The sequence below is a fragment of the Mameliella sp. CS4 genome (genome assembly GCF_019392335.1).
In the GTDB taxonomy this organism is placed as follows: Bacteria; Pseudomonadota; Alphaproteobacteria; order Rhodobacterales; family Rhodobacteraceae; genus Antarctobacter.
In genome coordinates, this window is the sequence record NZ_JAHXRQ010000003.1 from 218136 (window position 1) to 242456 (window position 24321).

Below are 24321 nucleotides of genomic sequence, written 5' to 3' on the forward strand. Positions count from 1 at the left end.
CTATGCCGGCGCGCCCATCTGTTTCGACACGTACCACTGCGTCCCGCAGGGGGTGCGAAATCCACCGCGACGGTCGCCGTCGCCCTTTTCCATCACCGGCTGGATTTCCACCGCGCCCAGTTCCAGTGCGCTGGTAAAGGCCGCGTCGGGATCGGGCAGGTAGAGGTGGATGACCGCGCCCGCGGCCCCTTCGGCCCCGCCCATCATCAGGATGGAATCGCCGATACGGCACTCAGCGTGCATGATCCTGTCGCCGTCGTGAAAGACCCGCAGCCGGGTGGCGCCAAAGACCGCCTCGCAGAAGTTGAGGACGGCCTCGGGGTCGGGCACGACGAGATAGGGCGAAAGATCGGTGTAGCCGTCGGGTTTATAGCTCATGGCCGCGAGCATGACAGGCCGGGGGCGCCAGGGTCAACGGCGATGGACCCGCCTGCGGCTTTCTGCTAGGCGCGTCTCACGGGTCCGCAGTTCACCCAGGCGCCGCCTTTCGCTAAACCTGCGATCATCGAATGATCCTTGGTGTACCTTCACGATACCCATGGACAAGGGCGGCCCTCCTCTCCCCGGCACAGGGGACGCGGTATCGGTGACGGAGGACACAGATGTCTCGTGATCCCATTGCCCTGACCATTCCCGACCTGTCGATTTTCGCCAAGTCCCTGCGCGCGGGGCTGGAAAACCCGCCCTCGCACCTCGAGATGCTGGGCCTGATCGCCCGCGCGGCGGGCTATCGCAACTATCAGCATATGCGCGCGCGGCTGGCCGACACCCCGGCAGAGCCGCTGGACGACCGGGCGGTTGCCCGGGCGGCACGGTTCTTTGACGCTGCGGCCCGGTTCACGGACTGGCCGGGGCGCACGTCCGTACAGGGCCTCTGCCTCTGGGTGATCTGGGCGCAACTGTCGCCCGCGACCACCTGGACGGAACGCGAGATCAGCGCCCGGATCGACACGCTTTGCAGCTTTCGCGACGCGGCCCAGATCCGCCGCGCGATGATCGAACACGGGCTTTTGCAGCGCGACCGCGACGGCAGCGCCTATGCCCGGCTGGAACGTCGTCCCAGCGCCGAGGCCCGTGCGCTGATTGCCCGCGTGTTGCGGCCGTGACGCGGCGTTTGGCTTTGCCATTCCCCCGCCCGCGATGTTTGATGCCGGCAAGGTTACAGGGAGCACACCCATGCAATACGACATGATCACCTACGCGGTGGCCGAGGATATCGCCACCGTGACGCTGAACCGGCCAGACGTGATGAACGCGCTCAACTCCCAGATGCGGGCCGAGATCACCGACGCGGTCGACCGTGGCGGGCGCGAAGCGCGGGTCGTGGTGCTGACAGGATCGGGACGATCCTTCTGTTCCGGGCAGGATCTGGGCGATGGCGGCAATGCCGCCAACCTGGACCTGGAACGGACCCTGCGCGACGAATATGTCCCCATGCTGCGGGCGATCTATGACTGCCCGGTGCCGACCATCAGCGCGGTCAATGGGGCTGCGGCGGGGGCGGGCGCCAACCTGGCCCTGTCGGCCGACGTGGTGATCGCGGCGGAATCGGCGTTCTTCCTGCAGGCCTTTACCCGGATCGGGCTGATCCCGGATGCGGGAGGGACGTGGTTGTTGCCGCGTCAGATGGGGCTGGCCAAGGCGATGGGTGCTGCGCTCTTTGCCGAAAAGATCACCGCGGCACAGGCGGATGCCTGGGGCATGATCTGGGAAGCGGTGGCCGACGACGTCTTTGGCGCCCATGTCGCGGCGCGCGCCCGGCACCTGGCCCAGGGGCCGACAGCGGCCTATGCGCGTGTGAAACAGGCGCTGCGGGCCTCTTATGACAATGACCTTGAGGCGCAGCTGGGGGTCGAGTCGAAGCTGCAGGGGGAATGCGGCAAGACGCGGGACTTCAAAGAGGGTGTCGTTGCCTTTCACGAAAAACGCCCGGCGGTCTACGAGGGGCGTTGAGGACTGTTGGGGGGCTCTGCCCCCCGCCTTCGGCTCCCCCCGGAGGTATTTATCGGCCCAAAGAAACAGGGTGGCGGCGCCGCTGCCTGGGGTCTGGAACGTGCGGGGTCTGGAACGTTAAGAGGGTCCAATGAAAAAGGCCCGGGCGGCATGCCCGGGCCTTTGGATCATCGTCTTTCCCGCGTTCAGCGGTTTTCGATATCGACGTAGTCCCGTTCCGTCTCGCCAAGGTACAGCTGGCGCGGACGTCCGATCTTGTTCTGCGGATCGTTCAGCATCTCTTTCCACTGGCTGATCCAGCCGACGGTGCGCGACAGCGCGAAGATCGGCGTGAACATGGAGGTCGGAAAGCCCATCGCCTCGAGGATGATGCCCGAGTAGAAATCGACGTTCGGGAACAGCTTTTTCTCGGCGAAATAGGGATCGGCGACGGCCTGTTTTTCCAGCTCCTTCGCGGTGGCGAGGATCGGATTGTTCTCGACACCCAGGAGGTCGAGCACCTCGTCGGCGGACTGCTTCATCACCTTCGCGCGCGGGTCGAAGTTCTTGTAGACCCGGTGGCCGAAGCCCATGAGCCGGAAGCTGTCGTTCTTGTCCTTGGCGCGGGCAATGTACTCGGGGATGTTCTCGGGATCACCGATTTCCTTGAGCATTTCCAGGCAGGCCTGGTTGGCGCCACCGTGGGCAGGGCCCCAGAGGCAGGCGATGCCGGCGGCGATGCAGGCAAAGGGGTTGGCGCCCGAGGACGACGCAAGACGGACGGTCGAGGTCGAGGCGTTCTGCTCATGGTCGGCGTGCAGGGTAAAGATCCGGTCCATCGCGCGGCTCAGGATCGGGTCGACGACATATTCCTCTGCCGGCACGCTAAAGCACATGTGCAGGAAGTTCGCCGCATAATCGAGGTCATTGCGCGGATAGACGAAGGGCTGGCCGACCGAGTATTTGTAGGCCATTGCGGCAATCGTCGGCATCTTGGCGATCAGGCGGTGGCTGGCGATCTCGCGCTGGCGCGGATCGTTGATGTCCGTCGAGTCGTGGTAGAAGGCCGCCATCGCGCCGACCACGCCGACCATGATCGCCATCGGGTGCGCATCCCGCCGGAACCCACGGAAGAAGTTGTACATCTGCTCGTGGATCATCGTGTGACGGGTGATCGTGTTCTCGAATTTTTCCAGCTCGGCCGCCTTGGGCAGATAGCCGTAGAGCAGCAGGAAACAGACCTCCAGGTAGTGCGATTTCTCTGCCAGCTGGTCGATCGGATAGCCGCGGTGCAGCAGCTCACCCTTGTCGCCGTCGATGAAGGTGATGGTCGAATCGCAAGAGGCGGTCGAGGTGAAGCCCGGGTCATAGGTGAAGACACCGGCCTGGCCGTAGAGCTTGCGAATATCGATCACGTCCGGACCGGCGGTCGGCGAGTGCATCGGCAGTTCAAAATCCTTGCCGTCGATCGAAAGCGTCGCGGTCTTGCTGGTCTCAGCCATGCTTGTCATCCCTCTAATATCGTAAAGCGGGGCCGTGAGACGGCCCAGCCGGTTGAAGTCACATGGCCGATCCGGGGCCTCAGCCCTCTTTTTCGGCCGCGGCCCGGGCCAACCGCGCAAGGCTTTCATCGCGGCCCAGGACGAGCATCATGTCGAAGACCGAAGGGGTCACGGCACGTCCGGCGAGCGCCGCCCTCAGCGGGCCGGCCAGCTTGCCGAACTTGGTCCCCTGATCCTCGGCGAAGCGGTTGAGAACCGCCTCCAGATCGTCTCGGGACCAGCTAGCATCTTGCAGGTGCGGCGTCAACGCAGCCAGTATACCACGGGATACCGTGTCAAGGTTTTTCGCCGCCTTCTCATCTGGCTGAATCGGGGTGTCCGCCAGGACAAAGTGCGCCTTTTCAAGAAGTTCCGGAAGCGTTTTGGCCCGGTCCTTGAGGCAATACATCGCACGGAGCAATCCGTCACGCTGCGTTTCGGTCAAGGCGGTGTCCCCTTTGGCTGCAAGAAAAGCCTCGATTTCATGCAGCAGTGCAGCATCGTCGCTGATCGCGATGTGCTGGCCGCAGAGATTTTCCAGTTTCTTGAGGTCGAAGCGCGCCGGCGACTTGCCGATCCCGCCCAGGTCGAACCACTCCTTGGCCTGCGCGTCGGTAAAGAACTCGTCGTCGCCGTGGCTCCAACCCAGGCGCGCCAGGTAATTTCGCATGCCCGCTGCGGGATAACCCATCTTCTGGTATTCGTCGGCGCCAAGCGCGCCATGACGTTTCGACAGCTTCTTGCCGTCCGGCCCGTGGATCAGCGGGATATGCGCGTAGACCGGCAGCGGCCAGCCCATCGCGGAATAGATGCCCATCTGGCGCGCGGCGTTGTTGAGGTGGTCGTCACCCCGGATCACATGGGTCACGCCCATGTCGAAATCGTCCACCACAACGGCCAGCATGTAGACGGGCGTCCCGTCCGAGCGCAGCAGCACCATGTCGTCCAGCTGGTCGTTGCGGATGGTGACGCGGCCCTGCACCTGGTCCGCGATCACCGTCTCGCCGTCCTGCGGCGTCTTCAGGCGGAGGACATAGGGCGCGTCGGGATGTGTGGCGGGGTCGGCGTCGCGCCAGGGGCTCTGGAACAGGGTCGAGCGGCCCTCGGCGCGGGCGGCCTCGCGGAAAGCCTCGATCTCTTCCTGGGTGGAAAAGCACTTGTAGGCCGCGCCCTTGGCGAGCAGCTCATGGGCAACCTCGGCGTGGCGGGGGGCGCGTTCGAACTGGCTGACAACCTCGCCGTCATGGTCCAGCCCCAGCCAGTCCAACCCGCGCAGGATTGCCTCTGTCGCCTCGGGGGTCGAGCGCGCGCGGTCCGTGTCCTCGATCCTTAGCAGGAACTTGCCGCCACGACCCCGGGCATACAGCCAGTTGAACAGAGCGGTGCGGGCGCCGCCGATGTGCAGGAAACCGGTGGGCGAGGGGGCAAAGCGGGTGACGACCTGTGCGTCGGGCATCTTGGTTAACCTTTTCATAACGGCATCGGGGCTAGGCTTGGCCGTTCCTTAACGAGCCGCCCATCGGGGGGCAAGCATGGGTCAGGTCCTGACGTGGCTGGCCGCCCTTCTCCTGGGGCAGCGTGGCCATCTCTTTCCCTGGGCGCCGGTCTGCCTGGCAATCGGCATCGGGGTCTATTTCTCGCTCCGCGCCGAACCCTCGGCGGCGGTGCTCTGGGCCTGTGGCGGGCTGGGCTGCCTGGCGCTATTGCAACATCGGGCGGGGCCGCTCTGGGGGCCTTTGCTGGGCGCGGTTGCGCTGGCGGCAGCGGGGTTTGCCCTGGCCGGTGTGCGGGCGCAGCAAGTGGCCGGCCCGGTGTTGGACTTCCGGTACTACGGCGCAATCGAGGGGCGGGTGGTCCGGATCGACCGCTCTGCCTCGGATGCGCTGCGGCTGACGTTGGACCGGGTGGTGCTGGAACGCATGGACCCGGACGAGGTCCCGCTGCGTGTCCGCGTATCCTTGCACGGGACACAGGGCTATCTCGACCCGCGCCCGGGGCAGGTGGTGATCCTGACCGGCCACCTGTCCCCGCCCGGCGGCGCGGTGGAACCGGGCGGCTTTGATTTTCGCCGCCACGCCTGGTTCCTGCGGCTGGGGGCGGTGGGTTACACGCGCAGTCCGGTCCTGTTGTTGCAAGAGGCCGATGACGGTCTTCCGGTGGCCCGGTTGCGGCTGTGGCTGTCGGCCCGGGTTCAGGAGGCCTTGCCGGGCGAGCGCGGTGCCTTTGCCGCCGCGATCATGACAGGTGATCGGTCCGGTATGGGGCAGGAAACGTTGCAGGCGCTGCGGGACAGCAACCTGGCGCATCTGCTGGCGATTTCCGGGCTGCACATGGGGCTGTTGGCGGGGTTCGTGTTCGCGGCCCTGCGGTTGGCGTTGATTCTGCCCCGTCACGCGCGTCATCACTGGCCGGGGAAAAAACTGGCCGCGCTTGGCGCGCTGCTGGCCGCCGCGGGATATCTGGCGCTGTCGGGGGGCAACGTGGCGACGGAACGCGCCTTCATCATGGTGGCGGCGGCGCTCTGCGCGCTGTTGCTGGACCGCCGCGCATTGAGCTTGCGAAGCGTGGCCATCGCGGCCCTGGTTGTTCTGGTGATGCGGCCCGAGGCGCTGCTGGGGCCGGGCTTCCAGATGTCCTTTGCCGCCACCACCGCGCTTGTCGCGGTCTTTGAGCAGTTCAGTCTGCTCCAGCGGGACCGAAAGTGGCCGCGCTGGATTTCGCCGATCCTGTCGGTTGTCCTGTCGTCGGCTGTGGCGGGGGCGGCGACGGCGCCGGTGGGCATGGCGCATTTCAACCAGGTGGCGCATTACGGCCTGGTGGCGAACCTGATGGCGGTGCCGGTCATGGGCATCTGGGTGGTGCCCCTGGCGGTGCTGGCGGCGCTCCTGATGCCGCTGGGACTGGACTGGATCGCGCTGGAGCTGATGGCGCTTGGGCTGGGCTGGATTCTTGGCGTCGCGCATACGGTGGCGGACTGGGAGGGGGCCGTGGGCCATGTTGTGGCGCCGGGCTCCTGGGTGCTGCCGCTGATCGCGCTCGGAGGACTGCTCTTGTTCCTGTGGCGCGGGCGCGGGCGCTTGGCCGGATTGGTGCCGCTGGGGTTGGCTGTGGTGCTTTGGGCCGGAACCGACAGGCCCGGGGTGCTGATCTCGGACAGCGGGACGCTGGTGGGGATCATGCTGCCGGAGGGGCGGGCGCTGTCACGCGACCGTGGGTCCGGCTTTGTGGCGGGTGTCTGGCTGGAAAACGATGGGCGGGGTCATGTGCAACCCGAGGCGGCGGCACTCTGGCCCACGCCGGTCGAAGGGCGCGTGGCGCGGGCCGCCCTCGGGGACCTCGAGATCCTGCACCTGCAGGGCAAGCGCGCCGCGCGCAGCGTCACCAGCTGTCATTCGGGACAGATCGTGGTGTCCAGCGTGGCGCTGAGCCTGCCGGGCGGCTGCGAAGTCTTTGACCCGCCGCGCCTGGGCGAGAGCGGGTCTGTCGCAGTCTGGTTGAGGGATGGTGTGCAGGTGGTGACGGACCGCGACCTCTCGGGCCATCGGCTCTGGCATGGCGGCCCGCCGGACCCGGTGAAGGTCGCGCGCTCTGCGGTTGCGGATCAGTAGGTGCGGATCAGGCCGACAAGGCGGCCCTGCACGGTGACGGATCCCCGCGGCAGGACGCGCGGTTCATAGATCGGATTCGCGGCCTCCAGGACAATCATGTCGCCCTTGCGGCGGAACCGTTTCAGCGTGGCCTCGTAGCCTTCGATCTGGGCCACGACGATGTCGCCTTCCGACGCATCCGAGGTTTCACGGATCACAACGACGTCGCCATCGTTGATGCCCGCCTCGATCATCGAGTCGCCCTTGACCTCAAGCGCGTAGTGACGGCCCTGGCCGTGCAGCATCTGCCCGGGAACAGAGACGCCCGGTGCGGGATCGTTGATGGCCTCGATCGGCCGACCGGCGGCGATACTGCCGACCAGCGGCAGTTCCGCAAGGTTCGCCGCTCCAAGGTCGAAAGCGCCCGAGGGCCGGTTGTCCGGGCGGTCGCCCTCGATCACCTTGGGGGAGAACCCGGCAGGCTGGCCGCCCAGGCTTTCAGGCAGCTTCACGATCTCGATGGCGCGGGCCCGGTGGGCGAGGCGGCGGATGAAACCGCGTTCTTCCAGAGCGGTGATCAGGCGGTGAATACCGGACTTGGACCGCAGGTTGAGCGCGTCTTTCATCTCGTCGAAACTGGGGGGGACACCGTCACGGGTCATCCGCTTGTTGATGAAGTCGAGAAGGTCGAGTTGTTTCTTTGTCAGCATGCTCAGCCCCACAGTTGTTAACTTTTGTTCTACGGGTGTTCTTGTTTTGTGTCAACAATCATGTGGATAAGCCCGGCGCCTTGTTGCGCATTGGCGTCAACAGCGGCAGGGCCAACCTGTCCGGAATGGGGAACAAAGCGCGGCGTGACGGGCGCTACAGCGGCAGGTAGTCCACCGTATCGCCGATCTGGCGTGCGGCGTCGCCCACGGGGCGCACCAGCAGCGCGTTTGCCTTTCCCAGAACGCTGAGCAGGCTGGAATCCTGACGGTCCAGCGCCCGGATCCCGTCGCCGTCCAGGTGCGCGCGCATATAGTGTTCGCGCGGACCATTGGCCGAGAGCGGGGCGCTCAACCGGGCCTTGAGGCGTGGTGTGGGTGCGGTGCCCAGCCCCAGCATCGCCCGGATCACCGGCGCAAGGAAGACGTGGCCGCAGACCATCGCCGACACCGGATTGCCCGGCAGGCCCACCATCATGGCATCGCTCAACCGGCCCGACATCAGCGGTTTGCCGGGACGCATGGCGACCTTGTGAAAGGCGCGCTCCATCCCGAGTTCTCCGGCCACGCGCGCCACCAGGTCGTGGTCGCCGACCGAGGCGCCACCGATGGTGACAACCAGATCCGCGTCCTCGACAAGCGAAAACCCGTGGATCAGCGACTCTGTCGTGTCGCGGGCGATGGGAAGGATGCGCGGCTCGGCGCCGAGGTCGCGCAAGAGCGCGTGCAGGCCAAAGGTGTTCGAGGCGATGATCTGGTCCGGGCCCGGCGTGTCGCCCGGCATCACCAGTTCGTCCCCGGTCGAAATCAGGGCGACGCGGGGTTTCCGGGTGACGGGCACCTCGGCAATGTTCATCGCCGCCAGAAGGGCCACGTCCTGAGGTGTCAGGAGGCGCGGCGCTTCGACCGTCTGGCCGATGCGGAAATCGGTGCCGGCGGGTCGGATATAGGGGTTGTCGTCGAGGTCGTCGTCGAGTGTGATCGTCTCGCCGTCGCGGGTCACGTCCTCCTGGATGACGATGCGTGTGGCGCCCTCGGGCACCGGGGCGCCGGTAAAGATGCGCACCGCCTGGCCGGGGCCGACGCTGCCCTCGAACCTGGCTCCGGCGGCGCTTTCGCCGATCACCGTAAACCGCTGGCCCGGGGCCGCGTCGGGCACGGCATAGCCATCCATCGCGGAGGCGGGAAAGGGCGGCTGATCGCGTCTTGCGGTCACAGGCTGCGCCAGAATGCGGCCCGCGGCCCGGACCAGCGGCACGGTCTCGACCGGCAGCGGTGCGGCAAGGGCGAAAAGCTGGTCGAGCGCCTCGGAAACGGAGATCATGTCGCCTCGTAACGCCCCGATTTGCCGCCGTCCTTCAGCAGGACGCGGATGCCGCCGATGACCATGCCTTTGTCCACCGCCTTGACCATGTCATAGACCGTCAGCGCGGCGGTCGAGACGGCGGTCAGCGCCTCCATTTCCACGCCGGTCTGGCCCGAGGTCTTGACCGTGGCGGTGATGCGCAGGCCGGGCAAGTCCGGGTCCTGCGTCAGGTCGACCGTCACCTTGGTCACCGGCAGCGGGTGGCACAGCGGGATCAGCTCGGGCGTCTTTTTCGCACCCATGATGCCCGCCAGCCGCGCCACGCCGATCACGTCGCCCTTTTTCGCGCGGCCCTCGGTGATCATCTCAAAGGTCTCGGGCGCCATTTTCACATGGCCCTCGGCGGTGGCGATCCGGGCGGTCACCGGCTTGTCCGAGACATCGACCATATGGGCGTTGCCCTGGTCGTCGAAATGGGTCAGCCCGCTCATGCCGGCACCGGGTTTTTCAGCAGCGCCTGCGTGGCCGCCGCGACATCCGCCTGACGCATCAGGCTTTCGCCGATGAGGAAGGCGCGGGCGCCGTGACCTGCCATATCCGCCAGGTCGGTGGGCGTGTTCAGCCCGGATTCGGAGATCAGGAAACGGTCGTCCGGCAGGCGTTTCGACAGGGTGCGGGTGGTGTCCAGCGTGGTTTCGAAGGTCTTGAGATTGCGGTTGTTGACCCCGATCAGGGCCGAGTTGAGCGCCAGTGCGCGGTCCAGTTCGGCACCGTCGTGCACCTCGATCAGCGCATCCATACCCCAGCTTTGCGCGGCCTCTTCCAGTTCGGCGGCCTGCGTATCGCTGACGCTGGCCATGATGATCAGGATGCAGTCGGCGCCAAGCGCCCGCGCCTCGGCCACCTGATAGGTGTCATACATGAAATCCTTGCGCAGCGCGGGCAGCGAACAGGCGGCGCGGGCGGCGGTGAGAAAGGGTTTGGCGCCCTGGAAACTGGGCGTGTCCGTCAGTACCGACAGACAGGTGGCGCCGCCGGCCTCGTAGGCCTTGGCCAGGGCCTCGGGGTCGAAATCCTCGCGGATCAGCCCCTTGGAAGGAGAGGCTTTCTTGATCTCGGCGATCAGGCCGTAACCGGTCTCGGAGGCCTCCATCAGGGCACCGGCAAAGCGCCGTACCGGCGGCGCGGCCCGGGCTTCGTCCTCGACCGTGCTCATCGGTTTGGCGGCCTTGTCGGCGGCGATCTCTTCCAGCTTGTAGGCCTTGATCTTGTCGAGAATGGTGGTGGTCATCACGGTCCCTTGGGCGTCGTCCAGTTGATCGGCGTCTGGCCCTTGTCCTTAAGCCAGTCGTTGATGCGGGAAAAGGGGCGCGAGCCGAAAAAGCCCCGGCGCGCGGAGAGCGGCGAAGGATGCGCGCTGGTCAGGATCAGGTGGTCCGCGCCGGTGATGTGTTTTGCAAACCCTTGGGCATGGCCACCCCAGAGCAGGAAAGCACGCGGACGGTCCGACAGCGCGCCCAACACCTGTTCGGTGAGCCGCGCCCAGCCCAGCCTGGCATGGGCCCCCGCCTTGCCCGCCTCCACTGTCAGCGCGGTGTTGAGCAAGAGCACGCCCTGGTCGGCCCAGAAGTGCAGGTCCCCGTTGGGCGGACAGGTGCCCAGCTCCTCCGTCATCTCCTTGAAGATGTTGGTCAGGGAGCGGGGCAGGGGGCGCACATCCGGTTCGACGGAAAAGGCCAGCCCGTGGGCGTGGCCCGGCGTCGGGTAGGGGTCCTGTCCGAGGATCACCACGCGCGTGCGCTCCGGCGGGCAGGCGGTCAGCGCGGCAAAGACCTGATGCGCGGGTGGCAGCACCTGCGCGTCGGTTTGTGCAAGATGGGCCGCGATCCGGGGCAGATCCTGCACGAAAAAGGGCAGGTGGCGCCAGCCGTCGGGCGGCGTCAGGACGCCGTGGGTCACGCCGCCTGCGTCGCCTTGGCCAGCGCCTGAACCTTGCCAAGCGCCGCGCCGCTGTCGATGCTTTCGCGCGCCAATGCGGCGCCCTCGCGCAGGTCCGCCGCCTTGCCCGCGATGGTCAGCGCGGCTGCGGCGTTCAGCAGAACCGCGTCGCGATAGGCCGATTGCGCCCCGTCGAGAAGCGCGCGAAAGGCGCGGCCGTTTTCCTCGGGCGTGCCGCCGACGATCTCCTCGAAAGGGTGAACCGGCAGGCCCGCGTCCTCGGGGTGCAGTTCGGCCTCTCGGATGCTGCCGTCCTCTTCCAGGGCGGCGATCCAGCTGACACCGGTGATGGTCAGCTCGTCCGTGCCGTCCGACCCATGCACCAGCCAGGCGCGTTCGCTGCCCAGCTGGCCCAGGGTTTCGGCCATCGGGCGGATCAGCTCGCGGGTAAAGGCGCCGGTCAGTTGGCGTTTGACGCCCGCAGGATTGGTCAGCGGGCCGAGGATGTTGAATATCGTGCGTGTGCCCAGCTCGGTCCGGACCGGGCCGACATGGGCCATCGCCGGGTGATGCATGGGCGCCATCATGAAACAGATGCCGACCTCGGAGAGCGCCTTTTCGACCCTGTCGGCGGGGATCATGACCTCGATGCCCATCTGCCCCAGCGCATCTGCCGCGCCGGATTTGGACGAGAGGTTGCGGTTGCCGTGTTTGGCCACGGGCACGCCCGCACCTGCCACGACAAAGGCCGTGGCGGTCGAGATGTTCAGCGTGCCCTTGCCGTCGCCACCGGTGCCGACGATGTCCATCGCACCCGCCGGTGCCGTGACCTTGTTGCACTTGGCGCGCATGACGGCGGCGGCGGCGGCGTATTCGTCCACCGTTTCGCCCCGCGTGCGCAGGGCCATCAGCAACCCGCCGATCTGGGCAGGCGTGGCCTGGCCGTCGAACAGGATCTGAAAGGCGGTCTCGGCCTCGGAGCGGGTCAGGGAGCGGTCGGCACTGGTGCCGATAAGGGGGCGAAGATTGTCGCTCATGCCGGCACCTTCATCGCGTCGAGAAAGTTGCGGAGCATGGCGTGGCCATGTTCCGAGGCGATGGATTCGGGGTGGAACTGCACGCCGTGAATGGGCAAGTCGCGGTGCATCAGACCCATGATGGTGCCGTCCTGCAATTCCGCCGTCACCTTGAGGCTGTCGGGCAGATCGGACCGCCGCACCACCAGGCTGTGATAGCGGGTGGCCTTCAGCGGCGAGGGCAGGCCCTTGAACACGCTTTCGCCCCGGTGATGAATCTCGCCCATCTTTCCATGCACGATCTCGTCATGGCGCACCACCGTGCCGCCAAAGGCCTGGCCGATGGTCTGGTGGCCCAGGCAGACGCCCAGCAGGGGCATCCGCACCTCGGCGGCGGCCGCGGTCAGGGCAAGGCAGATGCCCGCCTGGTCCGGGTCGCAGGGACCGGGGGACAGAACGATGCCCTCGGGTTTCAGCGCCATCGCCTCTTGCACGTTCAGGGCGTCGTTGCGCCAGACCTGTACCTCTGCGCCCAGCTCGCCCAGGAAATGGACGAGGTTGTAGGTGAAACTGTCGTAGTTATCGATCAGGAGCAGCATGGCGCGGGTCGCCTTTGGACTAACGTTTACAGGTCTATAGAGCGGGGACGCGATCGGGGGCTGGCGGCCCGGGGCCACGTCGCGGTATACATGCGCAGGCCCTCCCGGTGGCGTCAAGCCCGCCAGGGGGACCGGACTGCAGGACAAAGGCGCCGGGACAGGCGCGCAAGAGGTCGGAGAGAGCAGCATGGCACGGGGTTTTCTGTCTGGGGCGATCTGGGGCGCGGTCTTTTCCGGGGCCGGGCTGGCAGCGGTATCGCTGAACACACCATTGCCCGAAAACCCGGCCATCGTGCCGCCACCGGGCGGGGTGGTGGACAGCGGCCTGCTGGACACGCCCCCCGATGCGGACCCGGATGCGGCACCTTTTGCGGTCCCGGATGCCGAACCGGTGGCCCAGCCCGATCCGGTTGACCCGGCGCCCGATGCCTCGGCGCCGCGCGTGGTCGAGACGCCCGAGGCGGGTGACGTGGCTGATCCGAAACCGGATCTTTCCGAGCCGGGGCGCCGTCCGGTGCCCGAAAGCGGCGTCGACCGGCCCGCCGCGCCAGCCGGTGCGCCTGCCGCGCCCTCGGGACCTGTGGCGGTGGGCGCGGATACCGCACCTCCCGCGGCCCCCCGTGTCGGCGGGGCGCCGGATGCGCCAGAGGGGGCAACCCCGGCGCCAGACGGCACGGCGCCGGTTTCCGTCGGGCGTGACGCGCCGGTCAAACCGGGGGCGCAGACCTCTGCCCCCGGGGCGCCCCGTCCCGAAGCCCAACCGATCATCATCACCGGCCCGGCCCAGCCGCCGGCCCCGGTCGTGCCCGATGGCGACAGTGCGCTTGTAACCGAGCGGGTGGACGGGCCAGATCCGGTCGATCCCGCGCCGGAGCACCCGGCCCCGGTCGATCCCGCACCCGAGGCACCCGAGCCCGCCGCCGCGCCGGACCCGGACGCCCCCGCGTCCGATCCCGATGCACCGCGCGTTGCGGCGCCCGGTCCCGATCCGGCGCTTGAACCCGTGCTGGAGACAACGGAACCCGCGCCCGAACCCACGGGGCCGGCCATCGGCAAACCCGCGCGGTCCCTCGTGGATCGCGCGACGCCCGCTGCCCCCGATCCGCAGCCCGACCCCGAGGAGACCGGCCCCACCGCGCCCCCCTCTGCGCTGGCGGCCTTGCCCGAAGACAGCCCGCTGGTGCGCTTCGCCGCCCCGGTCAAGGTGGCGCCGGACGTGCCGCGCATGGCCATCGTTCTGATCGACGACGGCAGCGGCCCGCTTGGCCCTTCGGGGCTCGAGGCCTTTCCCTTCCCTGTGAGCTTTGCGATCTCTCCCAACCATCCGGACCCCGCCGCCGCCGCCAAGGGCTATCGCGATCTCGGGTTCGAGGTGCTGGTGCTGGGCGACATGCCCGACGGTGCCCAGGCCGCCGATGTCGAGGTCGCGATGGAGGGGCTGATGCGGGCGGTGCCGGATGTCGTGGCCGTGCTTGAGGACCCGGATGGCGACCTGCAGGAGACCCGCGATGTGTCGAGTCAGGTCGCGGCCTTTCTTGCGGATAGCGGGCACGGGTTGATCTCACAGCCCAAGGGGCTGAACACGGCGCAGAAACTGGCGCTGAAGGATGGTGTGCCCTCTGTCACGCTGTTCCGCGATTTCGACGGTGAGGGGCAGGACGCCACGATGATCCGCCGCACGCTGGACCAGGCCGCCTTTCGCGCCCGGCAAGAAGGCGGCGTGGTCATGATGGGGCGGCTGCGCGCCGACACGGTCTCGGCGTTGGTGCTCTGGGGGCTGCAAGACCGCAGCGGCAGTATCGCACTTGTTCCGACATCGGTTGTGCTGGCCGAGTCGCTGGCGTCGGATTAATCCGTCAGCGTGGAGCCGGTGCGCCGGCCCAGCCTTCCAGAACGCGCGCCAGGTCACCGTAACCGGTATAGCGCCGCTCAAAGGCAAGGCCCATGCGTTCTGCGCAGGCCTCGGCCCGGGCTGTCAGCTCGGCATTCTCGGTCTGGGCGAGATACACCAGCCGGTCGTAATTGCCGAAATACATCTCGCGCAGCTGCGGGTGTCGGTCCAGGCCCAGCGGCTTCCAGACGAAGGCGTCGAACTGACGACAGAGGAAATCCGTGAGATAAAAGGCCGTGACCTCGTCGCGGGCCTCTAAGGCGGACAGCCCGTCGAAGAAGGCATAGCAATGCGGGCCGGGCACCATCTCGACCCCCATCTCGTCGCAGGCGGCCTGCAACAGCCCGCCGGTGCCGCAGTCGGCGTAGACCACGCAGATCCGCGCGTAGTTGGGCCGGTGCTTGTCCACCGCCGCGCGCACGGCGCCGGTGATCTTTTCCGGGTGGTTGTGCAGAATCGCAGGCAGGCAGGCGAGATCCATGTGATCCCACCCATTCAACCGGATCAGCGCCAGGATCTCTCGGGCGAGCGCGCCGCAGGCCAGCAGCAGAATCCGTCCCTCGCCGCCAGCACTCTGGTGGGGGCGCAGGCCGTCTTCGGTCAGGGCGCGGTCGGAAAGCGCGTCAGGTGCGGCTGTCGTCATAGGGGACATGGGCGAGGGCCCAGCGGGCCAGCAGCGCGATCGCCAGAAGGACAGGCACCACCGTCAGAACCCCGAAGGAAGACACCGCCCAGACCGTCAGAGCAGCTGCCACGATCACGGCGCACACAAGCAGGGCAAAGGATGTCACGGGCATTGGGATCTCCTTCCTCACTGTTAAATATGGGCCAAAGGTTACGAAAGAAAAACCCCATTCGCGCTTTTGCGGCATCAATACGCGCCAGGGTGCCTATCGCGACAGCTTGACCGCCGTGCCATATGCGACGATCTCGGAGGCCCCCCGCGTGATGGCAGAGGTCTGCATCCGCATGGAGACAATCGCATCGGCCCCAAGCGCCTCGGCCTCGGCGGCCATGCGGTCCAGCGCCTGTTCCCGTGCGCCCGCCATCAGCGAGGAATAGCCCGTCAGCTCTCCGCCGACGAGCATCTTGAGCGCGGCGACGATATCCGTGCCCAGGTGTTTGGCCCGCACGGTGGCGCCGCGTACCAGCCCCAGAGATGCGGTGATCTCGTGCCCGGCGACGTGTTCGGTGGTGACGATCAGCATCAGTGTTTCATCCCGTCGTAATGGTCTTCTTCGGCATTGCCGACCCGTTCGGCGATGACCCGATAGAGAATATAGCCCACCAGCGCCGCGGGCAGCACCGCCAGCCATGCGAAAGGCACGCTGAGAGAGGCCAGCAGCAGCATCCCGAGCCAGAAGGTCACGGCGCTGCCTGCCAGGACGCAGACGATGATCAATACGAGTCTGTCGAGTTTCATGGCGCACCCCTCTGCATCCATCCTGACCGCAGGGGGCGCAAAAGAAAAGAGGCGGAGCCGGGGCCCCGCCTCATCGACCGGCAGCTGTGTCAGCCGGCCGCCATCTGGTTGTGCTTGCGCGAGATGAACTCCTTGGCGGTTTCCACCGCCACGGCCGCGTCGCGGCAATAGGCGTCGGCGCCGATCGCCTTGCCGAATTCCTCGTTCAGCGGGGCGCCGCCGACCAGCACGACATAGTCGTCGCGGATGCCCTGTTCGATCATCGCGTCGATCACCACCTTCATGTAGGGCATGGTGGTGGTCAGCAGGGCGGACATCCCGAGGATGTCGGCCTCTTCGGCCTTGATCGCCTCAAGGTAGTTCTCGACCGGGTTGTTGATCCCCAGGTCGACCACCTCGAAGCCGGCGCCTTCCATCATCATCGAGACAAGGTTCTTGCCGATGTCGTGGATATCACCCTTGACGGTGCCGATGACCATCTTGCCCTGCTTGGGGGCGCCGGTTTCGGCCAGGAGCGGTTTCAGGATGGCCATGCCACCCTTCATCGCGTTGGCGGCCAGCAGAACCTCGGGCACGAAGAGGATGCCATCGCGGAAGTCGTGGCCGACGATGGTCATGCCACCCACCAATGCCTTGGTCAGGATATCGTAGGGGGCCCAGCCGCGCTCGAGCAGGATGTTCACACCTTCTTCGATCTCTTCCTTGAGACCGTCGTAGAGGTCGTCGAACATCTGCTGGACGAGTTCCTCGTCGTCGAGTTCGGAGAGGATGATGTCGTCTTCTTCATCGGACATGGCGCGGTTCCCTTGGCTTGGCATGGCATCGCATGCCGTCGTTTGAACGACTATTCGTCGTTTTCTGCGGATTTCAATTGGCGGATTGCGACATTGGGTAAGGCTGGACCGACCTGCGGCACCCAAGTGCCGCAAATCTTGTCAACGTTCCCGTTGTGTTCTAAGTTTTCGGCATGAAACCCCCGTCCCGCCCCGTCGATCCCGAACGCGCCCGTGGCCGTGCCGCGACGAGTCGCGATTGCGGCCGCTACGAAAGGTTGCGGCGCGAGGATGTGCATGATGGATGGGACCTGCCGGAAGAGGGCGGGGTGTTCCGGACCGAGGTCAGCGAGGAAGTGCCGCGCAAGGTCATCACCTACGTCCGGTCGCCGGACCTGCCCTTTGACAGGTCGCTGAACCCGTACCGGGGCTGCGAACATGGCTGCATCTACTGTTTTGCGCGGCCCACGCATGCCTGGCTGGGCCTGTCGCCCGGCCTGGATTTCGAAACGCGGTTGGTGGCGCGGCCCGCCGCGCCCGAGGTGCTGGCGCGCGAATTGCGGAGCAGGCGCTATGAGGTTGCGACGCTGGCCATCGGCACCAATACCGATCCCTACCAGCCGGTCGAGCGAGACCGTGGCATCATGCGCGCCTGCCTGGAGGTCCTGCGCGATTTCCGGCACCCGGTGGCCATCGTGACCAAGGGCGCGCTGATCGAACGCGACATCGACATTCTGTCCGACATGGCGGCGCAGGGGCTGGCGCGGGTGGGAATATCCGTCACAACGCTGGATCCGGTCCTGTCGCGCCGGATGGAACCGCGCGCGCCCGGCCCGCAGCGCCGCTTGCAGGTGATTCGACGGCTGACGGAGGCGGGCATTCCGGTGCGGATCATGGCCTCGCCCATGATCCCGGCCCTGACCGATCCGGAGCTGGAGGCGATCCTGAAGGCAGGGGCCGACGCCGGCGCGGACGCGGCCAGCTGGATCATGCTGCGCCTGCCGCTGGAGGTCGCTGACCTCTGGCAGGACTGGCTGCAGCTGCATTATCCCGACCGGGCCGCGCGCATCATGGGCCACCTGCGCGACATGCACGGCGGCGAGGTCTATTCCTCGAAATGGTTTTCCCGCATGCGCGGCGAAGGCCCCTATGCCGACCTGGTGGCGGCGCGATTCCGGCGCGCGGCGCGCGCGTTGGGGCTGGATCGCGACCAGCCCGCGCTGCGTCGCGATCTCTTTGCCCCGCCCGCACAAAAGGGCGATCAGTTGAGCCTGTTCTAGCCGGCGGTCGTCGGGTCGATGCGGGTCTTGATCTCGGTGATCGTGTCGGCGGGAAAGCCGCTCATCTGCGCGTGTTCGCGGATCGCATCCTCGTCCTCGGCAAGGTAGACGCAGAATGTCTTGTCCCCGGCCACGTAGGAATGGTTCCATTGCACCCTGGGCGCCAGTTTCGCCAAGGCGGCATTCGATGCGCTGGCCGCGCCGCAAAGCTCGTCCTGCGACATGGACCCGGCGCCGGGGATATTTCGTTCGATCACATAGGTTTTCATCTGGGCCTCCCTGGGCAAAAAGACGTTGTCGTCTCACCCCAAGTAAAGCGCAGTTCTGTCCCGCGATCATTTGAGTTATTGTACTCGACGGGTGACAAAATGTTGTCGGGGGAGCATGCCGCTGTCGCATCTCAATGCCTGGCGGGCGGTGGATGCCGTTCTGAGTGAAGGATCGGTCGCGCGTGCAGCCGTGGCCCTGGGCGTGACCCAGGCCGCCGTCAGCGCGCAGATCCGCCGGCTGGAAGACAGGCTGGGCCGGACGCTGTTCCGGCGTACCCCAGGCGGTCTGGAACCGGTCGAGGACCTGGCCGGGCTGGCGCCCGCGCTGCACAGCGGGTTCGCGGCCATTGCCTCGGTGCAGGATGCGCTGCGCTCCGGGCTTGGCCAGCGGCGCGTGGCGCTGACTGTCACCCAGACCTTTGCCGAAAGCTGGCTGCCGCATCACCTGCCGGATCTCTTTGCCAGGTTGGGGGCGGTGGACCTGCGCATCGACACCAGTTGGGAGGTGGTGGACCTGGCCGGTTCGGACGTGCATTTCGCCATCCGCTTCATGCCGCAACCCGGGCCGGGTTATGGCGCGATCGACCTGCTGCCCAGCGGGGTGGTGCCGGTCTGCACGCCGGAGTTCGCCCGCCGCTACGGGTTGACCCCCGGCCAGACGGATCTGAGCGGCGTGCCCATCGCCCATATCGACGTGCCCACCACCGACGCGGCCTGGCTGGACTGGCAGGGATGGAGCCGGGCCACGGGCATCGACATCTCCAGCGCGAACGACGGGCCACGGTTTGCCCTCAAGGGTAGCGGGGCGCGGATCGCGCGGGCCGGGATCGGCCTTGTGCTGGGCGGGTTGTCGGACGTTGTACACTCGGTGGAAAGCGGCGCGCTGGTCATGCCTTTCGGCGTGGGGTCCGTCGTGCCGGCGGAGTACTGGCACCGCCTGTTGTGGTACGAACAGCGTCCGCTGGGACCGGTCCAGCGCAAGTTTCGGGACTGGATCGGTGCCCGTGCCGCCGATGACCATGCCAAGATGCGTATACTGTTCGGGATCTGACCGCGTCTCAGCCGTTGTCGACGACCAGCCGGACACAGCCGACTCCGGCCACGGCATGGCCGGTGTCGGCCTCAAATCCCGCGTCGGCCCCGGCGTCCTGCAGGCCCAGTTCGTCCATTGCGACACGCCGTGCAACGCGCAGTGCTGCCCTTGTCGCTTGTCCGCCATTGGCCTGTAGGTACCTTTCCAAGTCGCTCAGAACATCTGCGACCCATCTGTGATCCGCCATGATATACCCCTTACCTGCCAACCGAATCCCACCCGGGTCGGCGGGACGAAAATAGGGCAGGGGCGTTAATCAGACCTTGATCGAGGTCGCCGTGGCGGATGCGAAATCCGCCACACGCCTATCAGCCGCGCCGACGCCGTCCGCGCCGTTCGCGTGTCGGGCCATCGTCACCCGTGCCGTCACTGTCGGACGAGAACCCGCCCAGCATGCCGGTGATCTGTTCCAGCGTCGGGCGCGGCCCCTTTTCACGGGTTTCCAGAGCCGCGCGCATGGCTTTCAGGTGTTCGGGCATCGTGCCGCAGCAGCCGCCGATGATCCGGGCGCCGGAATCGCGTGCCATGATCGCGTATTCGGCCATCAGCTCGGGCGTGCCGTCATAGTGGATGTGCCCGTCGACGTATTTCGGAATGCCCGCGTTGCCCTTGGCGATGATCGGACGCTCTGTCCCCTGAGCGGCAAAGCCCAGTACCGTACGCAGCAGGTCCGAGGCGCCGACGCCGCAGTTGGCGCCGAAAGCCAGTGGCGGGTTCGGCAGGCTCTCGACCATCTTGACCATGTCGGCCGAGGTCATGCCCATCATCGTGCGTCCCGCGGTGTCGAAACTCATGGTGCCGCACCAGGGCATGCCGACGTTGGTAAAGGCCTCGGCGGCGGCCTTGTATTCCTCTGGGGCCGAGATCGTCTCGACCCAGAGCACATCCGCGCCGCCATCCTTGAGGCCGGCGGCGGTTTCCTCGAACATCTCGACCGCGCGTTCGTGGGTCAGGTTGCCGGCCTCGCCCATGATCTCGCCCGTCGGGCCGACAGAACCTGCGACGATCACCTCGCGGCCCGATCCGTCGGCAATCTCGCGGCCCAGTTCGGCGGCGAGTTTCGACAGTTCAAAGGCGCGGTGCCCGGCCTCGTGCAGTTTCAGCCGCGAGGCATTGGCGCCAAAGCTGTTGGTCAGGAAAAGATCCGATCCCGCCTCGACCGCGCCGCGATACAGCGCGCGGATCTTGTCCGGTTCATCCTCGTTCCAGAATTCCGGGGCATCCCCGGATTGCAGCCCCATGTTGAAGAGGTTGGTGCCCGTCGCCCCGTCTGCCAGCAGCCAGTCGCGCTGAGCCAGGGCCCGGGAAAGTGCGTCGCTCATCGTTTTTGCCTTTTCCGGACGTCGTTGGTTTGCGTGTTTCACATCTGCTGACTGGAGGCAAATTCATAATCATCATCATTGTTATGAGGGGGCAGAGCAAAAGCTGCGGGACCATGCTTGTTTCGGCCTCGGTCCTCGGGAAAGGGTATCAGCTCAGGAGAAAGGCTGGCAGCTTGTCTTGCAGACCCAGCGCGCGGGCAAGCGACCAGATCGCGGCACGGGGAATATTGACGGCCCAGGAGCCCGCCTCGCGCAGGAGCACCGTTGCCTTGTCTCCTGTTGTTCGCCCGGGTCCAGGACTTGCGCAAACCGCTGAGGGACGTCCGGCCCAGGCGAAGGATGCCCCGGCGCGCCAGGCGTGGTAGGCCTCTGTCACCAGCAACAGGCGCGCGTCTTCTGGGAGGTCAGGCTTGGAAAAAAGCGCGTTCTGCAGCGTGGAGAGAGACAGCGTTTCCAGCGTGAGCGCGGTGTCTGGCACACCGAGATCTCGGGCTATGCGGGCAAGGGCAATGGCGCTGCTCTTGTGCGTTCGCGGATCGCCACCACCGGTTAGCAAGAGACGCGGCGCAATGCCGCGCTCGTACAACAGAACGCCGGCATGAATGCGTCCCGTTTTCTGTTCCAGAACATGTTCTTCGCCCTCGCGCCCGCCTCCCAGCACGACGACAATGTCGTAGGCCTCGTCAACCACGAGACAATCCCGGATCAGCAGGCTCGATCCTACGGCCAGCGCAAGACACGCCAGGGAATAGAGTAATATCGTTTGAAAGAACCAGCGCAGAAGCCGGGTCATTCCCACTCGATCGTGCCCGGGGGTTTCGAGGTCACGTCATAGGTGACGCGGTTGATGCCCTTGACCTCGTTGATGATCCGCGTGGCGGTTTCGCCCAGGAAATCATGGCTGAACGGATAGTAATCCGCCGTCATCCCGTCGACCGATGTGACCGCGCGCAGGGCGCAGGCATAGTCATAGGTGCGCCCGTCGCCCATCACGCCCACCGTGCGGACCGGCAGGATCGCGACGAAGGCCTGCCATATCTCGTCATAGAGGCCGTGTTTGCGGATCTGGTCGATATAGATCGCGTCCGCCTTGCGCAGGATGTCCAGCTTGTCTCGGGTGATCTCTCCGGGGCAGCGGATCGCCAGGCCCGGGCCGGGGAAGGGGTGGCGCCCGATGAAGGAGGCAGGCAGGCCCAGCTCATGACCCAGCGCGCGGACCTCGTCCTTGAAGAGTTCGCGCAGCGGTTCGACCAGTTTCAGGCCCATCTTCTCGGGCAGGCCGCCGACGTTGTGGTGCGATTTGATTGTCACCGAAGGGCCGCCGCTGAAAGAGACGCTCTCGATCACGTCCGGATACAGCGTGCCCTGCGCCAGAAAGCGCGCGCCTTCGATCCCGTCGGCGTATTTCTGGAACACGTCGATGAAGAGCTTGCCGATGATCTTGCGCTTGGTCTCGGGGTCGCTGACGCCGTCAAGTTCCCCCAGGAAGAGATCCTGTTCCTGCGCGTGTATGACCTGAAGGTTCATGTGGTCGCGGAACATGCCGACGACCTCGTCGGCCTCGTGCAGGCGCAACAGCCCGTGATCGACAAAGACGCAGGTCAACTGGTCACCGATGGCCTCGTGCAGGAGGGCCGCCGCGACCGAGCTGTCTACACCGCCGGACAGCGCGCAGATCACCTTGGCATCGCCCACCTGCTCACGGATCTTGGCGATGGCCTCTTCGCGGTAGGCGCCCATCGTCCAGTCGCCCTTGAACCCGGCGGCGCGTACAAAGTTCTCGTACAGAGTCTTGCCGTTGGGCGTGTGGTGCACCTCGGGGTGGAACTGGACGGCGTAGAAATGGCGCGAGGCATCCGCCGTGATCGCGAAAGGCGCGCCCGGCGAGGTGCCGTAGACGGCAAAGCCCGGCGCGATTTCCGAGACGTGGTCGCCGTGGCTCATCCAGACCTGTTCGCGGCCGGAACCGTCCATGAACCAGCCGTTGAGCATGTCCAGGCGGGTTTCACCGGGGACGACATAGGCGCGGCCGAATTCGGCGGTGCCTTCGCCCGCCACGACCTTGCCGCCCAGGTCCTGCATCATGACCTGCTGGCCATAGCAGATTCCCAGGATCGGCACGCCGAGGTCATAGACGCCCTTCGGCGGGCGCGGGCTGCCCTCGCGGGTCACCGAATCGGGCCCGCCGGAGAAGATCACCGCCTTTGGCGCGAAATCGGCCAGGAAAGCTTCGGTGACATTCTGGTAAGGGTGGATTTCGCAATAGACATTCAGCTCGCGCAGGCGGCGCGCGATCAGCTGCGTCACCTGGCTGCCAAAGTCGATGATGAGGAGGCGGTCGTGCTGGGTCTCGGTCATGCCTTCCATTAGGCAGGGCTGCGGAAAAGTGCAATCGCGCTGTCAGCCTTCGGCCAGAAAGGCCTCTGTCCGGGCCAGGACCTGCTCCCACGCCGGGTCCTGCGGCAAGAGCATGTGACTCCGGCTGTCCAGCCTCACGAATTGCGCGCCTTTGAGGTGCGCGGCCAGTTTCAGACCCTGGCTCAGCGGGTGGATCGCATCCTGTTCGGCGTGAAAGATCAGAGCGGGAACGTCGATCCGGGCCAGGTCGCCGGTCACGTCGAAACGATCAATCACTTGGCGCAGGGTGACGGCGCACTCGGGGCTGGCGCTGGACAGCTGCATCCGTACCAGTTCGTCGCGCTGTTCACGCGTCGCGTCGGGGGCGAAAAGCGTGGAAAAGGCCTGCATAAAAGGGCTGTCGGCCTTGCCCCAGCCTGCGCGGATCATGGCAAGAATGGTGTCCTCGTCCACATCTTCTGTGCCGGCGGCGCGGTGCACGCGGCCTTGGACATAACCGCCGACGATCACCATGCGCCGCACCCTGTCGGGCCAGCGCGCGGCGAAACGGATGGCGACGGGCGCGGCCTGCGAGGCGGCAAAGAGGTCGAAACAATCGAACCCGGCGGCATCTGCCACTGCCGCCATGTCCTCGGCAAAAACGTCGATGCCGGTCAGCGGCGCATCCCGTGCCGACAGTCCCGTACCGCGCAGATCATAGCGCAAGAGCCGGTGGCGCTGCGACAGGCGGTCGATCAATGGCCCCCAGATGGTGCCGTCCCGGTCCAGTTCCAGGTGCGACAGCCAGTGCCCGATTCGCAACAAGGGCGGGCCGTCGCCGGTCAGGCTCCAGGCGATGGCGCTGCCGTCCTGTGACAGGGCATAGGCGACGTCGGTCGGGGTGGTTCTGGGGGTCTGCGGGGGCCTGGGGCTGTCCCGCAATTTGGCCACGAAAGACAGTCCGCGCCGGGGAATCGTGCGCAGAACGCCCTGTTCCTTGCCGGAATCGCCCACTGCCGCCCGCGCGGCGCTGATCCGTGCCGCAATGGTCGCATCCGAGACGGCAAGGCCTTTCCAGACCACCTCGACCAGCTTGTCCTTGGAGACCACTCGCCCGCCGGACTGTGCCATATAGGCCAGCAGGTCAAAGACCTGCGGTTCCAGGTGAACCTCCTGCGGGCCGCGAACCAAGGTCCGGCGGTCGAGGTCGAGCGCGCAATCGTTGAATTTCAGGATCATGCATCCAGCATCCAGCAAGTCCGGCGCCGATGGCAAAGGTTTTCGCAAGGGCAGGGCGAATGACAAGG

26 protein-coding genes are annotated in these 24321 nt (G+C 66.4%); 6 read left to right on the top strand and 20 right to left on the bottom strand.

The features are described 5' to 3' along the window. Window positions 1-378, bottom strand: coding sequence for a VOC family protein (locus tag KZZ07_RS06570; protein WP_219513007.1), 378 nt, complete (start codon window positions 376-378; stop codon window positions 1-3). Between the two features lie 224 nt (window positions 379-602). Between KZZ07_RS06570 and KZZ07_RS06575 the strand changes: the two genes are divergently transcribed. Together KZZ07_RS06575 and KZZ07_RS06580 are read left to right on the top strand one after the other, a co-directional pair. After that, entirely contained in the window at window positions 603-1106 is a 504-nt protein-coding gene (locus tag KZZ07_RS06575; protein ID WP_219513008.1) for a DUF2087 domain-containing protein, read from the top strand. 70 nt (window positions 1107-1176) lie between these two features. Further along, on the top strand, window positions 1177-1953 hold the full coding sequence (locus KZZ07_RS06580; protein ID WP_219513009.1) for an enoyl-CoA hydratase-related protein: 777 nt from the start codon (window positions 1177-1179) through the stop codon (window positions 1951-1953). Between the two features lie 185 nt (window positions 1954-2138). On the opposite strand, the gene gltA is transcribed toward KZZ07_RS06580, so the two are convergent. Both gltA and gltX read right to left on the bottom strand, forming a co-directional pair. Further along, window positions 2139-3434, bottom strand: coding sequence for a citrate synthase (gene gltA / locus KZZ07_RS06585; RefSeq protein WP_219513010.1), 1296 nt, complete (start codon window positions 3432-3434; stop codon window positions 2139-2141). 79 nt (window positions 3435-3513) lie between these two features. Next, entirely contained in the window at window positions 3514-4929 is a 1416-nt protein-coding gene (gene gltX, locus KZZ07_RS06590; RefSeq protein WP_219513011.1) for a glutamate--tRNA ligase, read from the bottom strand. Between the two features lie 76 nt (window positions 4930-5005). Here gltX and KZZ07_RS06595 point away from each other — a divergent pair, with 76 nt between their 5' ends. Beyond that, window positions 5006-7081, top strand: coding sequence for a ComEC/Rec2 family competence protein (locus KZZ07_RS06595; RefSeq protein WP_219513012.1), 2076 nt, complete (start codon window positions 5006-5008; stop codon window positions 7079-7081). Here the strand turns inward: KZZ07_RS06595 and lexA are convergent. From lexA to KZZ07_RS06630, 7 genes are all read right to left on the bottom strand, one after another. Continuing rightward, entirely contained in the window at window positions 7075-7770 is a 696-nt protein-coding gene (gene lexA, locus KZZ07_RS06600) for a transcriptional repressor LexA (protein ID WP_219513014.1), read from the bottom strand. The genes KZZ07_RS06595 and lexA overlap by 7 nt on opposite strands. A 154-nt stretch (window positions 7771-7924) precedes the next feature. After that, a complete protein-coding gene (locus tag KZZ07_RS06605; protein WP_219513015.1) occupies window positions 7925-9091 on the bottom strand; it encodes a molybdopterin molybdotransferase MoeA in 1167 nt (388 codons plus the stop codon). Then, on the bottom strand, window positions 9088-9564 hold the full coding sequence (gene moaC, locus KZZ07_RS06610; protein WP_219513016.1) for a cyclic pyranopterin monophosphate synthase MoaC: 477 nt from the start codon (window positions 9562-9564) through the stop codon (window positions 9088-9090). The genes KZZ07_RS06605 and moaC overlap by 4 nt, the downstream gene beginning before the upstream one ends. Further along, window positions 9561-10364 (bottom strand): indole-3-glycerol phosphate synthase TrpC, encoded by an 804-nt coding sequence (trpC, locus tag KZZ07_RS06615; protein WP_219513017.1) that lies wholly within the window; start codon window positions 10362-10364, stop codon window positions 9561-9563. Before trpC ends, moaC begins: the two co-directional genes overlap by 4 nt. Then, window positions 10364-11017 (bottom strand): uracil-DNA glycosylase, encoded by a 654-nt coding sequence (locus KZZ07_RS06620; RefSeq protein WP_219513103.1) that lies wholly within the window; start codon window positions 11015-11017, stop codon window positions 10364-10366. Before KZZ07_RS06620 ends, trpC begins: the two co-directional genes overlap by 1 nt. 11 nt (window positions 11018-11028) lie before the next feature. Further along, on the bottom strand, window positions 11029-12048 hold the full coding sequence (trpD, locus tag KZZ07_RS06625) for an anthranilate phosphoribosyltransferase (RefSeq protein WP_219513018.1): 1020 nt from the start codon (window positions 12046-12048) through the stop codon (window positions 11029-11031). Further along, window positions 12045-12626, bottom strand: coding sequence for an anthranilate synthase component II (locus KZZ07_RS06630; RefSeq protein WP_219513019.1), 582 nt, complete (start codon window positions 12624-12626; stop codon window positions 12045-12047). Before KZZ07_RS06630 ends, trpD begins: the two co-directional genes overlap by 4 nt. A gap of 187 nt (window positions 12627-12813) precedes the next feature. Between KZZ07_RS06630 and KZZ07_RS06635 the strand changes: the two genes are divergently transcribed. After that, complete coding sequence (locus tag KZZ07_RS06635) at window positions 12814-14478, top strand: divergent polysaccharide deacetylase family protein (protein ID WP_219513020.1); 1665 nt, start codon at window positions 12814-12816, stop codon at window positions 14476-14478. A 4-nt stretch (window positions 14479-14482) separates the two neighbouring features. Here KZZ07_RS06635 and KZZ07_RS06640 read toward each other — a convergent pair whose 3' ends face one another. The 5 genes from KZZ07_RS06640 to KZZ07_RS06660 form a co-directional block, all read right to left on the bottom strand. Then, window positions 14483-15160, bottom strand: coding sequence for a DUF1638 domain-containing protein (locus KZZ07_RS06640; protein WP_219513104.1), 678 nt, complete (start codon window positions 15158-15160; stop codon window positions 14483-14485). Next, the gene (locus KZZ07_RS06645) at window positions 15141-15314 is read right to left on the bottom strand and encodes a hypothetical protein (RefSeq protein ID WP_219513021.1); all 174 of its coding nucleotides are present in this window, start codon (window positions 15312-15314) and stop codon (window positions 15141-15143) included. Before KZZ07_RS06645 ends, KZZ07_RS06640 begins: the two co-directional genes overlap by 20 nt. Before the next feature lie 93 nt (window positions 15315-15407). Further along, the gene (locus KZZ07_RS06650) at window positions 15408-15725 is read right to left on the bottom strand and encodes a YbjQ family protein (protein ID WP_219513022.1); all 318 of its coding nucleotides are present in this window, start codon (window positions 15723-15725) and stop codon (window positions 15408-15410) included. Continuing rightward, a complete protein-coding gene (locus KZZ07_RS06655) occupies window positions 15725-15940 on the bottom strand; it encodes a hypothetical protein (protein WP_219513024.1) in 216 nt (71 codons plus the stop codon). The genes KZZ07_RS06650 and KZZ07_RS06655 overlap by 1 nt, the downstream gene beginning before the upstream one ends. Window positions 15941-16029: 89 nt before the next feature. Further along, window positions 16030-16734: a corrinoid protein gene (locus tag KZZ07_RS06660; RefSeq protein WP_219513025.1), complete on the bottom strand. Its 705-nt coding sequence runs from the start codon at window positions 16732-16734 to the stop codon at window positions 16030-16032. A 173-nt stretch (window positions 16735-16907) separates the two neighbouring features. Here KZZ07_RS06660 and KZZ07_RS06665 point away from each other — a divergent pair, with 173 nt between their 5' ends. Further along, complete coding sequence (locus KZZ07_RS06665; protein ID WP_219513026.1) at window positions 16908-17993, top strand: PA0069 family radical SAM protein; 1086 nt, start codon at window positions 16908-16910, stop codon at window positions 17991-17993. Here KZZ07_RS06665 and KZZ07_RS06670 read toward each other — a convergent pair. Beyond that, complete coding sequence (locus KZZ07_RS06670; protein ID WP_219513027.1) at window positions 17990-18262, bottom strand: DUF4242 domain-containing protein; 273 nt, start codon at window positions 18260-18262, stop codon at window positions 17990-17992. The two genes, KZZ07_RS06665 and KZZ07_RS06670, sit on opposite strands and share 4 nt — an antisense overlap. Before the next feature lie 115 nt (window positions 18263-18377). Here KZZ07_RS06670 and KZZ07_RS06675 point away from each other — a divergent pair, with 115 nt between their 5' ends. Then, complete coding sequence (locus KZZ07_RS06675; RefSeq protein ID WP_219513028.1) at window positions 18378-19313, top strand: LysR substrate-binding domain-containing protein; 936 nt, start codon at window positions 18378-18380, stop codon at window positions 19311-19313. Window positions 19314-19663: 350 nt separating this feature from the next. Here KZZ07_RS06675 and bmt read toward each other — a convergent pair whose 3' ends face one another. From bmt to KZZ07_RS06695, 4 genes are all read right to left on the bottom strand, one after another. Continuing rightward, a complete protein-coding gene (gene bmt, locus KZZ07_RS06680) occupies window positions 19664-20677 on the bottom strand; it encodes a betaine--homocysteine S-methyltransferase (RefSeq protein ID WP_219513029.1) in 1014 nt (337 codons plus the stop codon). 148 nt (window positions 20678-20825) lie between these two features. Beyond that, window positions 20826-21470 (bottom strand): YdcF family protein, encoded by a 645-nt coding sequence (locus KZZ07_RS06685; RefSeq protein WP_219513031.1) that lies wholly within the window; start codon window positions 21468-21470, stop codon window positions 20826-20828. Continuing rightward, on the bottom strand, window positions 21467-23035 hold the full coding sequence (gene guaA / locus KZZ07_RS06690) for a glutamine-hydrolyzing GMP synthase (protein ID WP_219513033.1): 1569 nt from the start codon (window positions 23033-23035) through the stop codon (window positions 21467-21469). The genes KZZ07_RS06685 and guaA overlap by 4 nt, the downstream gene beginning before the upstream one ends. Before the next feature lie 42 nt (window positions 23036-23077). Next, window positions 23078-24253, bottom strand: a complete 1176-nt coding sequence (locus KZZ07_RS06695) for an alpha/beta hydrolase (RefSeq protein WP_219513035.1) — start codon at window positions 24251-24253, stop codon at window positions 23078-23080. Window positions 24254-24321: the final 68 nt, after the last annotated feature.

Coding starts and splice junctions, on each gene's coding strand:
- KZZ07_RS06570 (WP_219513007.1), bottom strand. CDS start 378: ATGAGCTATAAACCCGACGGCTACACCGATCTTTCGCCCTATCTCGTC.
- KZZ07_RS06575 (WP_219513008.1), top strand. CDS start 603: ATGTCTCGTGATCCCATTGCCCTGACCATTCCCGACCTGTCGATTTTC.
- KZZ07_RS06580 (WP_219513009.1), top strand. CDS start 1,177: ATGCAATACGACATGATCACCTACGCGGTGGCCGAGGATATCGCCACC.
- gltA (WP_219513010.1), bottom strand. CDS start 3,434: ATGGCTGAGACCAGCAAGACCGCGACGCTTTCGATCGACGGCAAGGAT.
- gltX (WP_219513011.1), bottom strand. CDS start 4,929: ATGCCCGACGCACAGGTCGTCACCCGCTTTGCCCCCTCGCCCACCGGT.
- KZZ07_RS06595 (WP_219513012.1), top strand. CDS start 5,006: ATGGGTCAGGTCCTGACGTGGCTGGCCGCCCTTCTCCTGGGGCAGCGT.
- lexA (WP_219513014.1), bottom strand. CDS start 7,770: ATGCTGACAAAGAAACAACTCGACCTTCTCGACTTCATCAACAAGCGG.
- KZZ07_RS06605 (WP_219513015.1), bottom strand. CDS start 9,091: ATGATCTCCGTTTCCGAGGCGCTCGACCAGCTTTTCGCCCTTGCCGCA.
- moaC (WP_219513016.1), bottom strand. CDS start 9,564: ATGAGCGGGCTGACCCATTTCGACGACCAGGGCAACGCCCATATGGTC.
- trpC (WP_219513017.1), bottom strand. CDS start 10,364: ATGACCACCACCATTCTCGACAAGATCAAGGCCTACAAGCTGGAAGAG.
- trpD (WP_219513018.1), bottom strand. CDS start 12,048: ATGAGCGACAATCTTCGCCCCCTTATCGGCACCAGTGCCGACCGCTCC.
- KZZ07_RS06630 (WP_219513019.1), bottom strand. CDS start 12,626: ATGCTGCTCCTGATCGATAACTACGACAGTTTCACCTACAACCTCGTC.
- KZZ07_RS06635 (WP_219513020.1), top strand. CDS start 12,814: ATGGCACGGGGTTTTCTGTCTGGGGCGATCTGGGGCGCGGTCTTTTCC.
- KZZ07_RS06640 (WP_219513104.1), bottom strand. CDS start 15,160: ATGACGACAGCCGCACCTGACGCGCTTTCCGACCGCGCCCTGACCGAA.
- KZZ07_RS06645 (WP_219513021.1), bottom strand. CDS start 15,314: ATGCCCGTGACATCCTTTGCCCTGCTTGTGTGCGCCGTGATCGTGGCA.
- KZZ07_RS06650 (WP_219513022.1), bottom strand. CDS start 15,725: ATGCTGATCGTCACCACCGAACACGTCGCCGGGCACGAGATCACCGCA.
- KZZ07_RS06655 (WP_219513024.1), bottom strand. CDS start 15,940: ATGAAACTCGACAGACTCGTATTGATCATCGTCTGCGTCCTGGCAGGC.
- KZZ07_RS06660 (WP_219513025.1), bottom strand. CDS start 16,734: ATGTCCGATGAAGAAGACGACATCATCCTCTCCGAACTCGACGACGAG.
- KZZ07_RS06665 (WP_219513026.1), top strand. CDS start 16,908: ATGAAACCCCCGTCCCGCCCCGTCGATCCCGAACGCGCCCGTGGCCGT.
- KZZ07_RS06670 (WP_219513027.1), bottom strand. CDS start 18,262: ATGAAAACCTATGTGATCGAACGAAATATCCCCGGCGCCGGGTCCATG.
- KZZ07_RS06675 (WP_219513028.1), top strand. CDS start 18,378: ATGCCGCTGTCGCATCTCAATGCCTGGCGGGCGGTGGATGCCGTTCTG.
- bmt (WP_219513029.1), bottom strand. CDS start 20,677: ATGAGCGACGCACTTTCCCGGGCCCTGGCTCAGCGCGACTGGCTGCTG.
- KZZ07_RS06685 (WP_219513031.1), bottom strand. CDS start 21,470: ATGACCCGGCTTCTGCGCTGGTTCTTTCAAACGATATTACTCTATTCC.
- guaA (WP_219513033.1), bottom strand. CDS start 23,035: ATGACCGAGACCCAGCACGACCGCCTCCTCATCATCGACTTTGGCAGC.
- KZZ07_RS06695 (WP_219513035.1), bottom strand. CDS start 24,253: ATGATCCTGAAATTCAACGATTGCGCGCTCGACCTCGACCGCCGGACC.